General features: G+C 63.7%; 13 protein-coding genes and 1 tRNA gene. 6 read left to right on the plus strand and 8 right to left on the minus strand.

The window, feature by feature from the left end:
- The first annotated feature begins 160 nt into the window (after positions 1 to 160).
- From C795_RS0111115 to C795_RS15885, 6 genes are all read left to right on the plus strand, one after another.
- Positions 161 to 1,123, plus strand: a complete 963-nt coding sequence (locus tag C795_RS0111115; protein WP_017793837.1) for an ABC transporter ATP-binding protein — start codon at positions 161 to 163, stop codon at positions 1,121 to 1,123.
- Complete coding sequence (locus tag C795_RS0111120; protein WP_017793838.1) at positions 1,120 to 1,920, plus strand: ABC transporter permease subunit; 801 nt, start codon at positions 1,120 to 1,122, stop codon at positions 1,918 to 1,920. The genes C795_RS0111115 and C795_RS0111120 overlap by 4 nt, the downstream gene beginning before the upstream one ends.
- Before the next feature lie 149 nt (positions 1,921 to 2,069).
- Positions 2,070 to 3,662 carry an isocitrate lyase gene (locus C795_RS0111125; protein ID WP_017793839.1) on the plus strand — a complete coding sequence of 531 codons (1,593 nt, stop codon included), beginning with the start codon at positions 2,070 to 2,072 and terminating at the stop codon, positions 3,660 to 3,662.
- 165 nt (positions 3,663 to 3,827) lie between these two features.
- A complete protein-coding gene (locus C795_RS0111130) occupies positions 3,828 to 5,000 on the plus strand; it encodes an ATP-grasp domain-containing protein (RefSeq protein ID WP_017793840.1) in 1,173 nt (390 codons plus the stop codon).
- Between the two features lie 99 nt (positions 5,001 to 5,099).
- Entirely contained in the window at positions 5,100 to 6,161 is a 1,062-nt protein-coding gene (locus C795_RS0111135) for an FUSC family protein (protein WP_017793841.1), read from the plus strand.
- 79 nt (positions 6,162 to 6,240) lie between these two features.
- On the plus strand, positions 6,241 to 7,398 hold the full coding sequence (locus C795_RS15885; protein WP_232225476.1) for an alpha/beta fold hydrolase: 1,158 nt from the start codon (positions 6,241 to 6,243) through the stop codon (positions 7,396 to 7,398).
- Between the two features lie 27 nt (positions 7,399 to 7,425).
- Here C795_RS15885 and C795_RS0111145 read toward each other — a convergent pair whose 3' ends face one another.
- The 8 genes from C795_RS0111145 to betT all read right to left on the minus strand — a co-directional run bounded on the left by C795_RS0111145 (position 7,426) and on the right by betT (position 16,438).
- Complete coding sequence (locus tag C795_RS0111145) at positions 7,426 to 8,403, minus strand: arsenic resistance protein (protein WP_017793843.1); 978 nt, start codon at positions 8,401 to 8,403, stop codon at positions 7,426 to 7,428.
- A 12-nt stretch (positions 8,404 to 8,415) separates the two neighbouring features.
- Positions 8,416 to 9,426, minus strand: coding sequence for a hypothetical protein (locus C795_RS0111150; protein WP_017793844.1), 1,011 nt, complete (start codon positions 9,424 to 9,426; stop codon positions 8,416 to 8,418).
- A 35-nt stretch (positions 9,427 to 9,461) separates the two neighbouring features.
- A complete protein-coding gene (locus C795_RS0111155) occupies positions 9,462 to 9,878 on the minus strand; it encodes an SHOCT domain-containing protein (protein ID WP_017793845.1) in 417 nt (138 codons plus the stop codon).
- A gap of 353 nt (positions 9,879 to 10,231) precedes the next feature.
- Positions 10,232 to 10,879, minus strand: coding sequence for a trimeric intracellular cation channel family protein (locus tag C795_RS0111160; RefSeq protein WP_017793846.1), 648 nt, complete (start codon positions 10,877 to 10,879; stop codon positions 10,232 to 10,234).
- 199 nt (positions 10,880 to 11,078) lie between these two features.
- A tRNA-Arg gene (locus C795_RS0111165) sits at positions 11,079 to 11,154 on the minus strand.
- 90 nt (positions 11,155 to 11,244) lie between these two features.
- Complete coding sequence (locus tag C795_RS0111170) at positions 11,245 to 12,807, minus strand: GMC family oxidoreductase (protein ID WP_017793847.1); 1,563 nt, start codon at positions 12,805 to 12,807, stop codon at positions 11,245 to 11,247.
- A gap of 13 nt (positions 12,808 to 12,820) precedes the next feature.
- Positions 12,821 to 14,293, minus strand: a complete 1,473-nt coding sequence (locus C795_RS0111175) for an aldehyde dehydrogenase family protein (protein WP_017793848.1) — start codon at positions 14,291 to 14,293, stop codon at positions 12,821 to 12,823.
- A gap of 45 nt (positions 14,294 to 14,338) precedes the next feature.
- Positions 14,339 to 16,438, minus strand: coding sequence for a choline BCCT transporter BetT (betT, locus tag C795_RS0111180; protein ID WP_232225477.1), 2,100 nt, complete (start codon positions 16,436 to 16,438; stop codon positions 14,339 to 14,341).
- Positions 16,439 to 16,548 lie beyond the last annotated feature (110 nt).

A 16,548-nucleotide genomic window follows, 5' to 3' on the forward strand; every position in this document is an offset into this window, starting at 1 on the left:
CTATTGAAGTGGGAATGCAATTTGAGGATGACGTGTGAGCGCGGCAAACCCGCGCTTGTGCCTACCTGCCAAGGTGCCTAGCGTGTGAAATACAGGCTGGGCCAGTGCCTTGCGCACGGTGTCGTGGCAACGGAATGCGCCCCGCAGAGAGGGGTGTACCGTGACCGCCGCAATCGAAACCGTGGGCCTGCACAAACACTATGGGCGCACGACCGCGCTTGAACAGCTGAGCCTGACCGTGCAGCAGGGCACCGTGTTCGGCCTCATCGGGCCCAATGGGGCGGGCAAGACCACGGCGCTCCGCACCATGCTCGACATCATCCGCCCAAGCGGCGGCACGGTACGCGTGCTCGGTGAAGACCCCCGGCGCGCGGGCTCCCCACTGAGGCGCCGGATCGGCTATCTGCCGGGCGAACTCAGGCTCGAGGGCCGACTCTCGGGCCATCGACTCCTCGCGTTCTACGCGGGTGTCTCGGGAGATGGGCGCTCGCTGCAGGCCTCGAAACAGTCAATCAATGACCTCGCCGACCGGCTGGGGGTGGACCTCTCCAAGCCCGTGCGTAGCCTGTCAAAGGGCAATAAACAGAAGATTGGCCTAATCCAAGCCTTTATGCACCGGCCCGAACTGCTCATCCTCGACGAACCGACCAGTGGGCTTGACCCCCTTATCCAGCGAGAGTTCATCGCGATGGTGCGCGAGGCCCGTTCGGCGGGGCAGACGGTGCTGTTGAGCTCGCACATGCTCAGCGAGATCCAGCAGGCGGCCGACGACGTCGCGGTACTGGCCGCGGGCCGGCTGGTGGCCGAGGGCGATGTCGCGTCGCTGCGTCTCGGGGCGGTGCGGCGGGTGCGCGCGCTGCTCGGGGCCATGAATGAAGGCGCGAAGCACGCGGGTGGAGGATCGCTGGAGGATGTGCGCCGAGGGCTTGCAGGTGTGCCGGGCGTGGAGGATTGGGACCTGAGTCTCGGGGCGGCAGGGGTGGCCGTGTCGGGCACGATTAACGGCGCCATCGATCCGCTCGTGAAGGCGCTCGCCGCGTTCGAGGTGCGTGAGCTCGCGATCGAAGAACCGGACCTCGAGGAATCGGTACTGCATATGTATGGTGCTGGAGGTGCGATATGAGTACCGTGTTGCCCGTCTTTACTCGTGAGCTTCGAGAGTCGTGGCGTGGTCTGTTGGGATGGACGGTTGGCCTCGCCGCGGTGTGCTTTCTCTACCTCCCCCTGTTTCCCAGCTTCGGCGGTGGCGGTCAGATGGCAGAGCTCATCAAATCGCTTCCGAAACAACTCGTCGACACGATCGGGTACAACCAGATCGGAACCGGCGCGGGGTACACCGAGAGCACCTTCTATGGCTTGATGGGTTTTCTGCTCACGACAATCGCCGCCGTGGGTTGGGGATCGCAGGCTATCGCATGGCGGGAGGAAGCGGGACGGCTGGAGCTGGACCTCGCTCATGGCATCGGGCGCGTGCAGTATGCGGGGGAGCAGGCCCTCGCGATATTCGTAAAGCTCGCCTGGCTCGGGGCATCCTCGGCGCTCATCATCTGGGCTCTCAACGTGCCCGCAAAGCTCGATCTCAACGGCGCGTATCTGGTTGGCGCCGCCGCCTCACTCGTGGGGCTCGCGCTGCTGCACGCCTACGTTGGGTTGCTCGTCGGGGCGCTCACCGGGCGCCACGCCTGGGCGCTGGGGGCGGCGGCGGGAGTCGCGGTGCTGGGGTACGTGCTGCAGGCGGTGGCGAAGCAATCGACCGACCTCGAATGGCTGCGCAACCTCTCGCCATACTCGTGGGTGTACCGACAGTCGCCGCTCATGGACGGCGCGAACCTCGGCATGCTTGCCCTCGTCTGGGGAGTCGCGTTGGCCTGTGCGGTCGGCGCTGCAGTCGCACTGCGGTCACGCGACGTGCGGGGGTAACAACGCAGTCAAATTCTGAAACGTAGAAATACGAGGGTTTTTCACTCCCGATTCTCGCATTGTGGGGTCTCCGCGTGCCCCAGAGTGGAAGTAGTCCACCTGGGTCACAGCGATTGTGACCGAGTAGCCCTCACTCACTAAGGATCATCATGACTGCGTTCCAAGACGACATCGAAGCCGTCCAGGCACTCACCGTAGAGAACGGATCCAACTGGGATTCGATCAACCCCGAGTACGTCGCTCGCATGCGGGCACAGAACCGGTTCAAGACGGGGCTCGAGATCGCTCAGTACACCGCCGACATCATGCGTCGCGATATGGCCGAGTACGACGGTGACTCCTCGGTCTACACGCAGTCGCTCGGGGTCTGGCACGGCTTTATCGGTCAGCAGAAGATGATCTCGATCAAGAAGCACCTCAAGACCACGAACAAGCGCTACCTGTACCTCTCGGGGTGGATGGTTGCCGCACTGCGCTCGGAGTTTGGCCCGCTGCCCGACCAGTCGATGCACGAGAAGACCTCGGTACCGGCGCTGATCGAAGAGCTGTACACCTTCCTCCGCCAGGCCGATGCCCGCGAGCTCGACCTGCTCTTCTCTGAGATCGACGAGGCCCGCCAGGCTGGCGACGACACCGCAGTCGAGTTCATCCAGTCGCAGATCGACAACTACGAGACGCACGTTGTGCCGATCATTGCCGACATCGATGCCGGCTTTGGTAACCCCGAGGCGACCTACCTGCTCGCCAAGAAGATGATCGAGGCTGGCGCGTGCGCGATCCAGATCGAGAACCAGGTCTCTGACGAGAAGCAGTGCGGGCATCAGGACGGCAAGGTCACCGTGCCCCACGAGGATTTCCTCGCAAAGATCGCCGCGGTGCGCTACGCGTTCCTCGAACTCGGCATCGACAATGGCGTGATCGTGGCACGCACCGACTCGCTCGGCGCTGGCCTCACGCAGAAGATTGCCGTCACCAACACTCCTGGCGACCTGGGCGACCAGTACAACTCGTTCCTCGACGTTGAGGAGATCTCAGAGGCCGAGCTTGGCAACGGCGACGTCATCATCAAGCGCGAGGGCAAGCTGCTGCGCCCGAAGCGCCTCGCCAGCAACCTCTTCCAGTTCCGCAAGGGCACGGGAGAAGACCGCTGCGTGCTCGACTGCATCACGTCGCTGCAGAACGGTGCCGATCTCCTGTGGATCGAGACCGAGAAGCCCCACGTCGAGCAGATCGCGAGCATGGTCGATCGGATTCGCGAGGTTGTGCCGAACGCAAAGCTTGTCTACAACAACAGTCCTTCGTTTAACTGGACCCTCAACTTCCGCCAGCAGGCGTTCGACCAGCTGGTCGAACAGGGCCAGGACGTGTCGGCCTACGACCGCGACAAGCTCATGAGCGTGGACTACGACGGCACCGAGCTCGCAGATCTCGCCGACGAGATGATCCGCACGTTCCAGCGCGACGGTTCCGCGCGCGCCGGCATCTTCCACCACCTGATCACCCTGCCGACGTACCACACGGCCGCGCTGTCGACCGACAACCTGGCCAAGGGCTACTTCGGCGACGAGGGCATGCTGACCTACGTTCGCGACGTGCAGCGCGAAGAGATCCGTCAGGGGATCGCGACCGTAAAGCACCAGAACATGGCCGGCAGTGACCTGGGCGACAACCACAAGGAGTACTTCGCTGGCGACGCTGCGCTCAAGGCGGGCGGCAAAGACAACACGATGAACCAGTTCTAAGTACGTCACGCACAAGACGGGGTCTCGGCATCGCCGGGGCCCCGTTTCGTATGCAAAATTCGTGCTGTGCTTATGCCTGAGACCTCGATAGGCTCGATGAAATACTTAACATTTGAGGGCAAAACTGTGCGAATTCTTGTAACTAGCTCTCGAAACACATTTGCTTTGGACATCATCCGTAAGCTTGGCAGCCTGGGCCATGAAGTGTACGCGAGTGACACCTACCACGGTTCCGTGGGTAGCCACTCAAAGTATCTTGCCGGTCACTCGATCACCGCATCGCCGCGGTTTGAAACAGACCAGTTCATCGCTGATATTGCGCAGATCGTCGAAACTCACGGGATCGAACTCATCATCCCTACGTTTGAAGAAGTCTTCTACCTCTCGGCACGAGTTTCAGATCTGCCCCCGAGCGTGAAATTGTTTGCCGGAAACTTTGTGAAGCTTGCCCATCTGCACGACAAGGCGAGTTTTAAACGACTCGTCATCGAGGCCGGCGTGCCCGTCCCCGAAACCGTTGTGGTCACGAACGAGGGGGAACTGCACGCTGCGATCGACCGGTTCCCCAAGTTTTTTGCTCGGGCCGCGTTTTCCCGCGGGGGTGTCGGGTTGCTCACCAATACCGGCCCGCTCGCCGGAAAGATGGAGGTATCGGACTGCCACCCGACGCCCGAACAGCCCTGGCTCGTGCAGCCCTTCGTTGAAGGTCCCATGGTGTGCACCTACAGCACCATCGTCGACGGTCGCGTCACGGCGCACTGCACCTATCGTGCTCCCGAGCAGTGGGCGCACAGTACGGGTATCACTTTTCTGGCGGTCGATAGCACCGACACCCTTGCCTACACCCAGCGCATCATTGAGACGCTCGACCCCCACTTCACCGGGCAGCTTTCGTTCGACTTCGTCGACAACGACGGCGACCTGTACGCAATTGAGTGCAACCCGCGTCCCACGAATGGCGTGATCTTGCTGGGAGCAGAGGAATTCGAACGAGCCCTCACCGGTGAATCCAGTGAAACCTTCGTTGTCGAGCCCGGGGTGGAGCGGCAGGTCTCAATCGCCGTACTCGCCGACGCATTCACGGAGCCGCTGAAGCATCTCAACAAGACCCTCCACGACCTCGTGCATGTGCAGGATGTCGGGGCTGGCTGGCACGACTCCTTGGCCATGCTTTGGAGCCCGGCCACCCTCATTCACGGGGCCAAGCTGAGTCAAGGCCAGCACAAGGAGCTTCTCGCTGCGCTGGGCGACGACATCGTGTGGAACGGTGAACCCATCGACGAAATGTCTGCCGAAGACGCGGTGGCACTCGAAGCAGTGCACGAACAGCGCGGCTAAATTTCGACAGGATGTTGGAACGCCTACGTCGCCGAGCTGCGCCATAGGGCTGTGTCGCCGCACGGGGCAGTGGGCGCTCCAGCATGAATGGGGGAGGAAATGGAAGACCCTGGAGGCATCAAATCCGCGTCCCTACCTGCGCCCGAGGCGCAGGTAGGGGGTGTCCCCGAGGGCAGGCGTAAACACGTCATGCTGGGGCTGAAGCTGCTCGCGGGGCTGCTCATTATTGCGGCGCCCGTCTATCTCGCGGACCACTTCATACCCGGCTTTTTTGGGGTGGCATTTTTTGGGGTGCTCGCGGCCACCTTCGGATGGATGAGCGGGGGACCCAAGGTGGGGGCGGGCGTCGTCGTCTCGCTGTCAATCTTGGGGTTGGCTTCGATCTTGCTGCGTGAGCACACGGTGTTGCTCGCGCTCATACTCTTGGGGCTCGGAGCGTTGTATGGCTACGCAGCCAGCCGCGGGGTGGGCAAGGCGGTGTTGCAGCTGCCCATCTTGACGCCCTACTTCATGATGGCGCCGCCAGCTCTCTTCAACTATCCACCGACCATTGACGTCCAGTACGCCGTGGGTATCGTTGTCATTGTGAACCTCGCGGGCGGTTGGGCCCTGCTAGTGCTCCATCTCGCGCTGGGCACGCGCCATTTGAAGCCCATGGTCGTGCCGGATCGGCGAGTACCGTTGCTGTATGGAACACTGATGGGGGTCATTTCTGCGGTCGTGATGACGCTCGGAACGAGCACTGAACTGAAGTCGCACTGGGTATGGGTGACGCTCACGCTGTACGTGCTTGCCGACCCTGTCCAGCTGCTGACGTGGAAGCGGATGTGGGGGCGAGTGATGGGCTCATTTGCGGGCTTTGGCGTGGTGTTTCTTCTCGCGATCGCCGGGGTACCCGACGCGGCCTTGCAGCTGATGGCGCCCGTTGCGCTTTGGTTGTGCCTCTACTTCCTGGTACTCAAACGGCCCTATTGGCAGTATGCGCTCTTCCTCACTGTCGCGGTGGTGCTGATGAACTCGAAGGGGATCAGCACGCTGTTACTAAACGGCGAGCGGTTTGGCTTCACTATCATCGGCGCAGTCTTTTCGGTTCTTGCTGCGTATCTGGTGAAATTTGTGATGAAACGCTGGGCGAAAGACCGGGCCAGCTACGAGAATTAGGCCCATGCGGGAATCCTTAAGTCTGATGTCACGCCTTTCGAACCGCCTGCTGTTGGCGTCTGCGGGGCACACTCGGGGGGTGCGTTCGTTGCGGCGGCCGGCCACGGCGTCGACGCCCGCATTTGACCTGGCGTATGTACGGACGAGTGAAGCCGCCGACCAGGCCACGCGGATCCCCGTGGTGATCATCCCCGGGGGGCCGGGGCTCGGCTCGATCCTGCCTTATCGAACGCTGCGAAAGTACGCGGCCCGCGGTGACATCGACCTCATCATGGTCGAACACCGTGGAGTGGGGCTTTCTCGTGTCGATACTGAGGGGCGAGATCTGCCGCTCGCGGCCATGCGCATCGCCGAAGTGGTCGATGACATTGCGGCGGTGCTCGATCGCGAGGGAGTGCCGCGCGCCCACATTGTCGGGTCGTCGTACGGAAGCTATCTGGCGTCCAGCTTCGGTGCCGCGCACCCCCATTGCGTTGCTGGCATGCTGCTCGACTCGGCACTCCAGACTGCCGACGAACTTGAACTTGAGCGTGCCGTGCTGCGCGCGCGGTTCTGGGACTCAGGTAGCGAGGTTGCGAATCTGGTGCAGCGGCTCGTGAAAGCCGGTGCAGACCAACGCATTCTCCTCGATGTGGTTCGTGCCGGTTACGAGCTGGGGGCAGACCAGCTGCTGCTGCCAATGCTGCGAAGTCGTGAGCGCGGACGCAAGAGCGTTGCCTGGCGCATACTTGAGGAGTACGCGTCGCGCGATGCGTCAATGGCGCGCATGTCTGGAATCTACGAATTTGATCTGGTCGGGGAGTTGGCATTTCGAGAGCTGGGATACAGCGGGACACCCGATGGACTGCCGCTCGACCCGGCGCTCACATATGCTCCGCTCGCTGGCCGGTTTTCACCGTTCGCGAGGGAGCCGTTCGACCTCAGGGCGGCTGCGGCCACGTTCGACTGGCCCCTCGTGCTGCTCACTGGAACGCGCGATCTTCGCACTCCGCGGGTGATTGCGGAGCGTGTGCTCGAATCCGCCCCCAACGCGGTGCTGGTCGAGATTGAGAATGGCCACAGCGCCCTTGACACGCATCCGATTGCACTGCTCAATGCGGTGCGGTGGCTGCAGGCCGGGCGCCAGGACGAGCTCCCGCAGATTGTGGATCGGCTGAATCGACTGCCGCGTCGTGGTCTCGCCGCCCGCCTGCCCGACCTGCCCGACCTGCTCGCGCTGACCCAGCGCGCACGGTAATTCTCGCGCTCGGCCTCGATCCGGAGATTAGGAGTCGAGAGCAGTGCCGGATCGAGTCGTCACCAGCCGGGGGATCAGGCGCACAAAGATCACCATGACGAGGAGCTCGACGAGCGTCTGCGTGACGACCACGAGGGGCACGAGCTGAAACGCGGACGGCAGGGCGAGCGCGAGCGGCAGGATGACGAGTGAATTGCGCGTGGCGCCACTGAACACCAGCGCTCGCGTGCCCGGGGTGTCGAGTCGGGCGAAGCGCCCGACCAGCATGCCGACCGGGACCATGACGGCCGCGAACAGCGCGAACACGGGCACGGTGATGATGAGCAAGCCCAGCTGCGCACGCACGCCGCTGATCTGGGAGGCGACGACGGCCGCGAGAGTGAGCATCATGAGGGGCACCATCGAGTCCAGGGCGAAGCGCTGCATCGCGCGGGCGGCGGCGAAGCGTCGCGCCGCAATCTGGGTGAGCGCTGCCGCCGCGAGCGGGGCCGCCACGAGGAATGCGAATGCCCGGAGAAACGGGGCCGGTTCGATGCTGAGGCTGGCGCCGGTGAACCACCAGAGGTAAAACGGTAGCAGGATCATCTGCGCGAGCATGAGTAGTGGTGTCGCCGCGAGCAGCCGATCGTGTGCGCCGCCCGCGAGCCCGTTGAAGACGATGACGTAGTCGATGCAGGGGGCGAGAAGCACGAACAGCACCCCGACGAGGAGCGCCTGGTCATGGGCGACGACCCGAGACAGCGCGAACACCACGAGGGGCACGACGGCGAAGTTCACCGCGAGTATGGCGGCCAGAAAGCGGCCATCGCGGGTGGCCGCGCGAAGCCTGCCAAACGGCACTCCGAGAAAGGTCGCGTACAGCAGCAGCGCGAGCGCGGGTTGCACGGTGAGCTCGGCTGGCGCCGCGAGCGGGGGGGCCGCAAGCGCCGCCACCGCAGCGCCCAGAATCGCGGCGAGATACAGCGGAACCTGAAACCGCTCCAGGTTCTCGATCAGTGCTCGCACGCCCCCATTGTGTCAGGCACCGGGGGCGGAAGCTCCGTCATCGTCGGTGCTGGTGTCAGCGCCGCCGTCTGCCGCACGCTGCTCCTCCTCCTCAAAGCGTCGCTGGTCTGCGGCGCTATTGACGCCAAGCTGCGCTCGGGCGGCGACGTCTGGGCGCTGCACCCGCAAGAGCCACCAAATGATCAAGACGCCAAGGGGAATGAGTAGCACGCCGAGCACCCAGAGGACGTCTCCGTAGTAATACTGCGGCTCGATCACGAACCGTGGGAGGTGTTCGAACGCCTGCCACAACGAATTGGCCGTCGCCTCCTCCGCCCCAAAGATAATGAGCGTGGGCACAGCAAACGTCAGCATCAATACGATCGACAGCAGTCGAATGCCCACGGTCGACGCGGCCCGATTCTCGGGGGTGTCGGTGAGAAGCATATTGCTCTTCGCCGCTCCGACCGGCTTCAGCCAGGCGAGCGTGGGGAGCACCACGAACACGCTCAGCGCGAGCGCGGTGAGCATCGCAAAAATCATGCCCACGAGTCCGCCGAGACCCAGGGTTTGGCCGAGCAGCGATCCGTCGCGCTCACCCAAGAAATAGCGCCAGCCATCGTCGCCCTGGGACGCCGCGATCCGGGCCCGAATCGCGGGCGCGTGCACGGTGACCGCCGCCGCGATCGCGGGTGGCCACGCGACAACGATCGGCACCAGCACCGTGCGCAACAGTGCGATCATGATCGCGACCGTCGCGCTCTCGCTCCAGATAACCCGGATCACTGACCAAGCAGATGGCAATGTCGCCGTCGCGGTCAGCAGGAACGCGGTTAGCAGGCCATGGTCGTTCGCATCAGCGGCGGTGCGCAGCACGCCCCAGACCGACAGAGGCACGGTGAGCACGATAAGGGCCAGCGTGACAGGTTCCAGAAAGGTACGCCGCATGAGCACCCACAGGGTGTCTTGTGATCCCGTGGGTGCCGCAGGCGTTGACGGTGTTGCGAGGTCGCCGCCGAGGTGAGGTTCTGGGATATCGGTCACGCTGACGAAGATACCAGGGTGTGGTCCCCCTGGCGTTACTGGGCCGTGGGCAGCCCCGTCGGCACGGAACCTAGTGCTTTGGACTTCAGATGCTCGTACTCGGCCTGAGTGATTGCCCCTGAATCAAGCAGCTGCTTCGCCTGCGCGATCTCGGACGCGGGAGACGATCCGGCAACCGACTTGATGTAGGAACTCGCGGCGTGCTCCGCCGCCTGCTGCGAGGCAACAGTTCGCTCTGCCATCCCGGATCCGCGCGCGATCAAATAGACCAGCGCAGTCAAGAACGGGATGAAGATGAGGAAGACGAACCAAATCGCCTTCACCCAGCCATTGAGCTTCCGATCCCGGAAGAGGTCGGAGATGATCGAGAAGAGCGCCATGAGATATGCGATGAACACGAAGAAGGTGATGAACCACCAAATGGTGTCCCAGATCGTTGACCAGAAAGACATGATGCGCTCCTTTGACGGCACTCGATGGCGAGAAGCTGTGAACTGCCTACTCGTGGTGTTAGCCAATCATATTCAGGCGGTGGTGCGCCAGGGGTCGAAGCGGATTCCCCCTTCGTCAGCCCACTACGTGTAGACCAAGCCCTCAGCTACGGAGATCTCATGAACATAATTACTCGCGACTCATGCGTTGTCGGAGGCGTGCTCACATTTGCCCCGCTTGTTACCGGGTGCTCCGGCGGAGGCGGCGCCGGTGGCGGGGATACATCTCTGGCGCCTCATCCGCGACAACATCAGGGTCCGGAACGAGCAGCCCATTGCAGGGTTGGTTTGAGTGCCCGTGAAGCTTTGATTGGTCACTCCTTGTTGCTGGGCGACTCCCGGACCGGTCTTGGCTTAGGCAGGTGCCACCCCTTGGCATATGACGTGAGTCGCAGTGAGATCGCCAGCACGCCACCGACAATCGTTGCCACCATGAGGTTTCCGGTGAAGTGAGTAATGACCGTGGCAACGCTTGCGCCGAGTATTGCCGAAACGGCATACAGTTCGCGCGTCAGCACTCCGGGAACGTCATTGACGAGAACGTCGCGGATGACGCCCCCACCGATCGAGACAATCGTTCCGACGAAGATCGCCGTCGTCAGGTCTGCCCCCGAAGCTGTCGCAACGGCTGCACCGTAGGCCGAAAAGATGCCGAGCCCGAAGGCGTCGAACACGATCTCGAAACGACGAATTTTCGAGAGTCCTGGGTGAAAGAAGAACACGACGAGTGACCCGAGCAGTGCCGTAGTCCAGTACGGCCACACCACGAGTGAAATCGGTGGGTGTACCCCAATGATCATGTCTCGAATAATGCCGCCGCCGATACCGGTAGCGGTACCGACGACGAGTATCCCTAGAAGATCAAGATTGTGTCGAACGCCAACCAGGGCGCCAGAAATGGCGAACGCCAAGATTCCGGCAATCCAAAGGGATTCAAAGACCCATGTTGCAGTTTCAGTCATATGTTCAATTTTACAAGGATGAAAGTCCCATCGACGCCCGCCGCCATGCTGGGCTCGCATGCGTGGGTAGGGGAGTGCAAAGCCCTAAACAGAAGTCGCCTCGGTAGCGGCCGAGACGGATCGAAGCCGATACGGCGCGGAGGTCGACGGACGAACGGTGACCCTCGCCAACGAGTCGCAGTGTTGAACATCGAACAAATGGTGCCCCCGGCAGGATTCGAACCTGCGACCAAGAGATTAGAAGGCTCCTGCTCTATCCCCTGAGCTACGGAGGCGGCCCATCCAGCGTAGCGCAGCCCGGGGAGCCAAACGAATTCGGCTCCCCGGGCACGCAACTCGCGGGAGTGAGCACGCGAGATCGGAAGTTACCGCCCCGACCGAATCAGCTCAGCGCACTTCTCGCCCATCATCATGACGGTGATGTTGGGGTTGACGGTCACGATCTCGGGCATGGCCGAGGCGTCGACGACGCGCAGGCCAGACACGCCCTTGACGCGCAGCTGAGGGTCCAGCGGTGACATCTCGTCGTCGACCGGGCCCATGCGCACGGTGCCCACCGGGTGGTACACCGTGTTGTGCGTCTTGTAGATGTACTCGGTGAGCTCATCGTCGGTCGTCGCCGCGGCGCCGGGCGCCAGCTCGCGCCCCGCCCACTCGGCCATCGCGGGCTGCGCCATGATCTCGCGCGCCTTGCGAATACCCGCGAGCATGACGCGCAGGTCGTGTCCCTCGGGGTCCGAGAAGTACTTCGGATCCACGCGCGGCTTGTCGCGATAGTCGATCGACCGCAGCCGCACCGTGCCGCGCGACCTGGCGCGTGTGACATTCGGGGTGAGGCAAATCATCTCGTCGGCGGTGGGGTAGCCGGCGCGATACGTGTGCATGTCGAACGGCACCGAGCCGTAGTGCATCATCAGGTCAGGCCGGTCGAGACCCTCCTCCGTGGGGGCGAACACGCCTATCTCCCACCACTGCGTCGACTCGCGCACCATCTTGCGCTTCGCCTCCCACTGCACGACGCCCTCGGGGTGATCCTGCAGATTCGACCCGACACCGGGGCTATCGACGCGCACCGCAATACCGATCTCCTCGAGGTGCTCGCGCGGCCCGATCCCCGAGAGCATCAGCAGCTGTGGCGTGTTAATCGCGCCCGCCGACACAATCACCTCGCGCGCGGCCGCAATACGGGTGGCACGCCCAAATGCATTGTCGACGACCTGCACGCCCGTGCACCGGTTCGCGTCATCGAACTCGAGCTCCCGCACGTGCATCCCGGTCAAGACCGTGAGATTCTCGCGATTCCGGATCGGGTGGAGGTACGACACCGATGAGGATCCCCGAGTGCCGTCGGGCAGCCGGTTCACCTGGAAGAAGTTAGCGCCGTTGATCACGGTTTCGCCGGTGTTGAACTGGGCCCGAGGAATGCCGGCCTGCTCGCACGCGTCGAGCAGTGCGACGCCGCACTCGTCGACGGGCGGCACGTTCATCAGGTTGACCGGGCCGTTCTTGCCGTGCAGCGGGCCGTCGTCCTCGTTCGTTTCGAGCTTTGTGATGAGTGGGAGCGTGTCCGCGGCACCCCACCCCTCGGCCCCGTACTGCTCGGCCCACGCGTCGAGGTCCTCGCGCGGCGTCCAGAACGCGATGCACGAGTTGTGCGACGAGCAGCCGCCGAGCACCTTGGCGCGCGAGTGGCGCATGAACGAGTTGCCGGTGGTCTGCGGTTCGATGGGGTAGTCCCAGTCGAATCCTGACTCGAGCAGCTCCATCCAGCGATCCAGCTGCAGCACGACCTGTTCGTCGGCGTCGTGGGGGCCCGCCTCGAGCAGCCCAACGGTGACGCTCGGATCCTCGCTCAGGCGAGCCGCGACGGCCGCCCCGGCCGAGCCACCACCCACGACAACATAGTCAAAGGAATGCGTAGTGTTCAACTGACTCACCTTTCTAATGCTCCGGGAACCAGCCGGTGACGGCCGGTGCGAGGTTGTGGTAGATGTGCTTCATTTCTTGGTACTCGGCGAGCCCGGTGGGGCCGAGCTCACGGCCGAAGCCCGACTGCTTGAATCCGCCCCACTCCGCCTGCGGCAGGTAGGGGTGAAAGTCGTTGATCCAGATGGTGCCGTGACGCAGCTGCTTCGCGACGCGTTCGCCGCGGCCGGCCTCGCCCGACCACACCGCGCCGGCCAGCCCATAGATCGTGTCGTTAGCGATCGCGATGGCCTCGTCCTCGGTGGTGAACGTTTCGACCGTGAGGACGGGGCCGAATGCCTCGTCGCGCACGACACTCATGCCGCGCACCACCCGGTCGAGAATGGTGGGGAGGTAGTAGAAGCCCTGCTCCAGGACGCCCTCGCCAAATTTGCCGCCCGTGCGCAGTCGCGCGCCCTCGGCGATACCCGCCTCGACGTAGGCGTGCACCTTGTCGCGGTGAGCGGCCGAGATGAGGGTGCCGGTCTCAGCGGTGTCGTCGAACGGCCCGCCCAACCGGATGCCCTCGGCGCGACGCACGAGCTCGTCAACGAACCGCTCGGCAATGCGCTCCTCGACGATGAGCCGGGTGCCCGCCGAGCACACCTGCCCCGAGTGCACGAAGACGGCGTTCAACGCGTTGTCGAGTGCCGCGTCAAAGTCGGCGTCGGCGAAGATGATGTTGGGGTTCTTACCGCCCAGCTCGAGCGCGATCTTCTTGACACTGCCCGCGGCATTCGCGGCGAGGAGCTTGCCGGTCTCGAGCCCGCCCGTGAACGACACGAGGTCGACATCGGGGTGCGTGGAGAGGGGAGCGCCCGCCGTTGATCCGGCGCCCAACACGAGGTTCGCAACGCCCGCGGGCAGCCCAAGGTCATCGAGCAGCTTGATCATCAGGATCGCCGTGTGCGGGGTGAGCTCGGCCGGCTTCAGCACGAACGAGCAGCCCGCCGCGAGCGCGGGGGCGATCTTCCAGGCGGCCTGCAGCAGGGGGTAGTTCCAGGGGGTAATGAGCGCGCACACGCCGATGGGCTCGACCTCGATGCGGCTGTTCACGTTGGGGTCGCCCGCGTCGACGATGCGGCCCGTGTGCTGCGCCGCAAGCTTGCCGAAGTAGTCGAAGCAGGCGGCGATGTCGTCCATGTCGAAGCGGGCCTCGACGATCCGCTTGCCGGTGTCGAGGGCCTCGGCCCGAGCGAACTCCTCCTTGCGGTCGCGCAGCCCGGCTGCCACCCGCAGCAGAAAGTCGCCGCGCTCTGAAGCGGGGGTGCTGGCCCACACGCCGGCGTCAAACGAAGTGCGCGCGGCCCGGATCGCGGCGATAGTGTCCTCGGGCCCGGCCTCGTCGACCTCGGCCACGAAGGCGCCGTCGGCGGGGCAATGGATCTGGCGGGTGCCGCCGTCGAACGCGGAGCACCAGGCCCCATCAATGAAAAGTGTGGCAGTCATGCTGTTCTCCTGCTCTTCGGTGGAAGGGTAATGAAAATCTGGAGGCTAATTCGTGGTTTCGGGGTGTTCAAAATCATCGCTCCAGTCGGTCACAACGTGTTCGCTCTCGCCGATGGACGCGTCGCTGCCGCCGGCCGAGATGCGCAGGTACTCGAGGTGCGACTCGTAGTGCCCGAGCACGTCGGCGATGATCTGGTCGCTGTCGAAGCCATAGATGTCATAGCCGTGCGAGCCGGTCACCGTGAATACCTCGAGCCTGAAGTAGTACTCGGGGCTGCCGACGCTGCGGTAGGCGAAGGTGGGCAGCTCGTGGGCGACAGGGTAAATCTGGTAGGTAAAGTCTTGCTGGTCAGGGAAGTAGGCCGTGACGAGCAGCGCCTGCACGCTGAGCCCCTCGACCTCGGTGCGTTCGCAGTCAACCTCGACGCCCGACTTGCGCAGTTCGTCGGTCACGTCGATGAGCGCCGGCTCGGCCACGGTGTCGATGAAGCGCATCACCTGAGCCCGGTGCGGGAACGTGGTCGAGCGTCGCAGCCGTCGGCGCCAGCTGGTCTCGGTCGGCGCGTACCGCGTCGGCAGGGTCGCCTCGTACCCCTCAAGGTGCTGCGCTTCCGTGCGGAGCGCGCGATAGAAGGAGATCATGACGAGGTAGAGCAGCACCGACACGGGGAGGCCGATGATGAGCGTGGCCTGCTGCAGCGTTTGTACGCCGCCCACGAGCAGCATGCCGAGGGTGAGCAAGCCCGTCGCGATCGACCAGAAGATGCGCAGCGGCTTGCTGCCGTCTTGCTTTGGGTCTTCGACCTTCGAGGTCAGGTTCGAGAGCACGAGCGCCCCCGAGTCCGCGGAGGTGACGTAGAAGAGCAGGCCGGTGACGAGGGCCACCGCGATCACGATCGGGGCGGCCGGGTACTGCTGCAGCAGATCGAAGAAGGCGCGCTCGGGGAGATTCATTGCGGTGTCGGCGAACGAGGAGTTGCCACCGAGCACAATTTCAAGGGCGGAGTTGCCAAACACCGAGATGAAGACCGCGATAAACCCGAATGGAATGAGCAGTACGCCGAAGATGAACTGGCGCAGGCTGCGCCCGCGCGAGATCCGGGCCAGGAACAGCCCGACGAACGGCGCCCAGGCGATCCACCATGCCCAGAAGAAGAGGGTCCAGCCCTGCATCCACGCGTCGGGCTGTTCCCACGCGAAGGTGTCGAGCAGCATGCCCGAGAACCCGGCCATGAAGTCACCGACGTTCATCACGAGACCCTCGAGGATGCGGCGGGTGTCGCCGGTAATGGTGATCCAGAGCAGCAAGGCGATCGCGAGAATCACGTTCGCTTCTGACAGGCGCCGGATCCCCTTCTCAACACCCGAAACGGTCGAGAGGGTGGCCATCGCGACGGCCAGGACGATGAGGGCGATCTGGGTGGCGACGCCGTCGGGGGTGCCGAACAGCACGTGCATGCCGTAGCTCAACTGCACCACTCCGATACCGAGCGTGGTGGCGATGCCAAACACGGTGCCGAGCACCGCGAGGATGTCGATCGAGTGCCCGCCCCAGCCCTCAACGCGCTTGCCGAATAGCGGGGTCAGCAGCGATCGAATGTTGAGCGGGAGGTTGCGGCGGTACGCGAAGTAGGCGAACGCGCCGCCCATGAGCGCATACATGGCCCAGCCGACGGGGCCGTAGTGGAAGAAGGTCCACACGATGGCTTGTCGGGCGGCCGCGATGGTGCCGCCGTCACCCGTGGGTGGCCCAACGTACTGGGCAACCGGCTCGGAGACCGAGAAGAACATCAGGTCGATGCCGATGCCCGCGGCAAACAGCATCGACGCCCACGTGAACATGCTGAACTGTGGTTTGGCGTGGTCGGGGCCAAGCTTCGTGCGTCCGGCGGGCGAGAACGCGACACCGAGCACAAAGAACACGATGAGCCCGGCGGTGAGCACGTAGTACCAGCCGAAGTTCTCGGCGGTCCACCCGACAAGGGTATTGATAACCGCGTCGGCGTCATCCTGCGCAAGGATGGCCCAGAGTGCGATCGCGAGAATGACGACGGCCGATCCAATGAGCACCGGCCAGCGCGGGCGGGGCGCCTTTGGGGGTGTACTTTCTGGGTTGAGCTGCGGCAGTTCTACTTCGAAAGGCAAAAGACGATCCTCCGTTGGATTCGGAACGCTGCCCGGCATGCCTAACACAGCGCCTACACCATCGACCCTAACAACCGACGAAAATCCGAGGTCATGCCCGCGTCCGTGTG

The organism is Leucobacter salsicius M1-8 (genome assembly GCF_000350525.1).
Lineage (GTDB): Bacteria > Actinomycetota > Actinomycetes > Actinomycetales > Microbacteriaceae > Leucobacter > Leucobacter salsicius.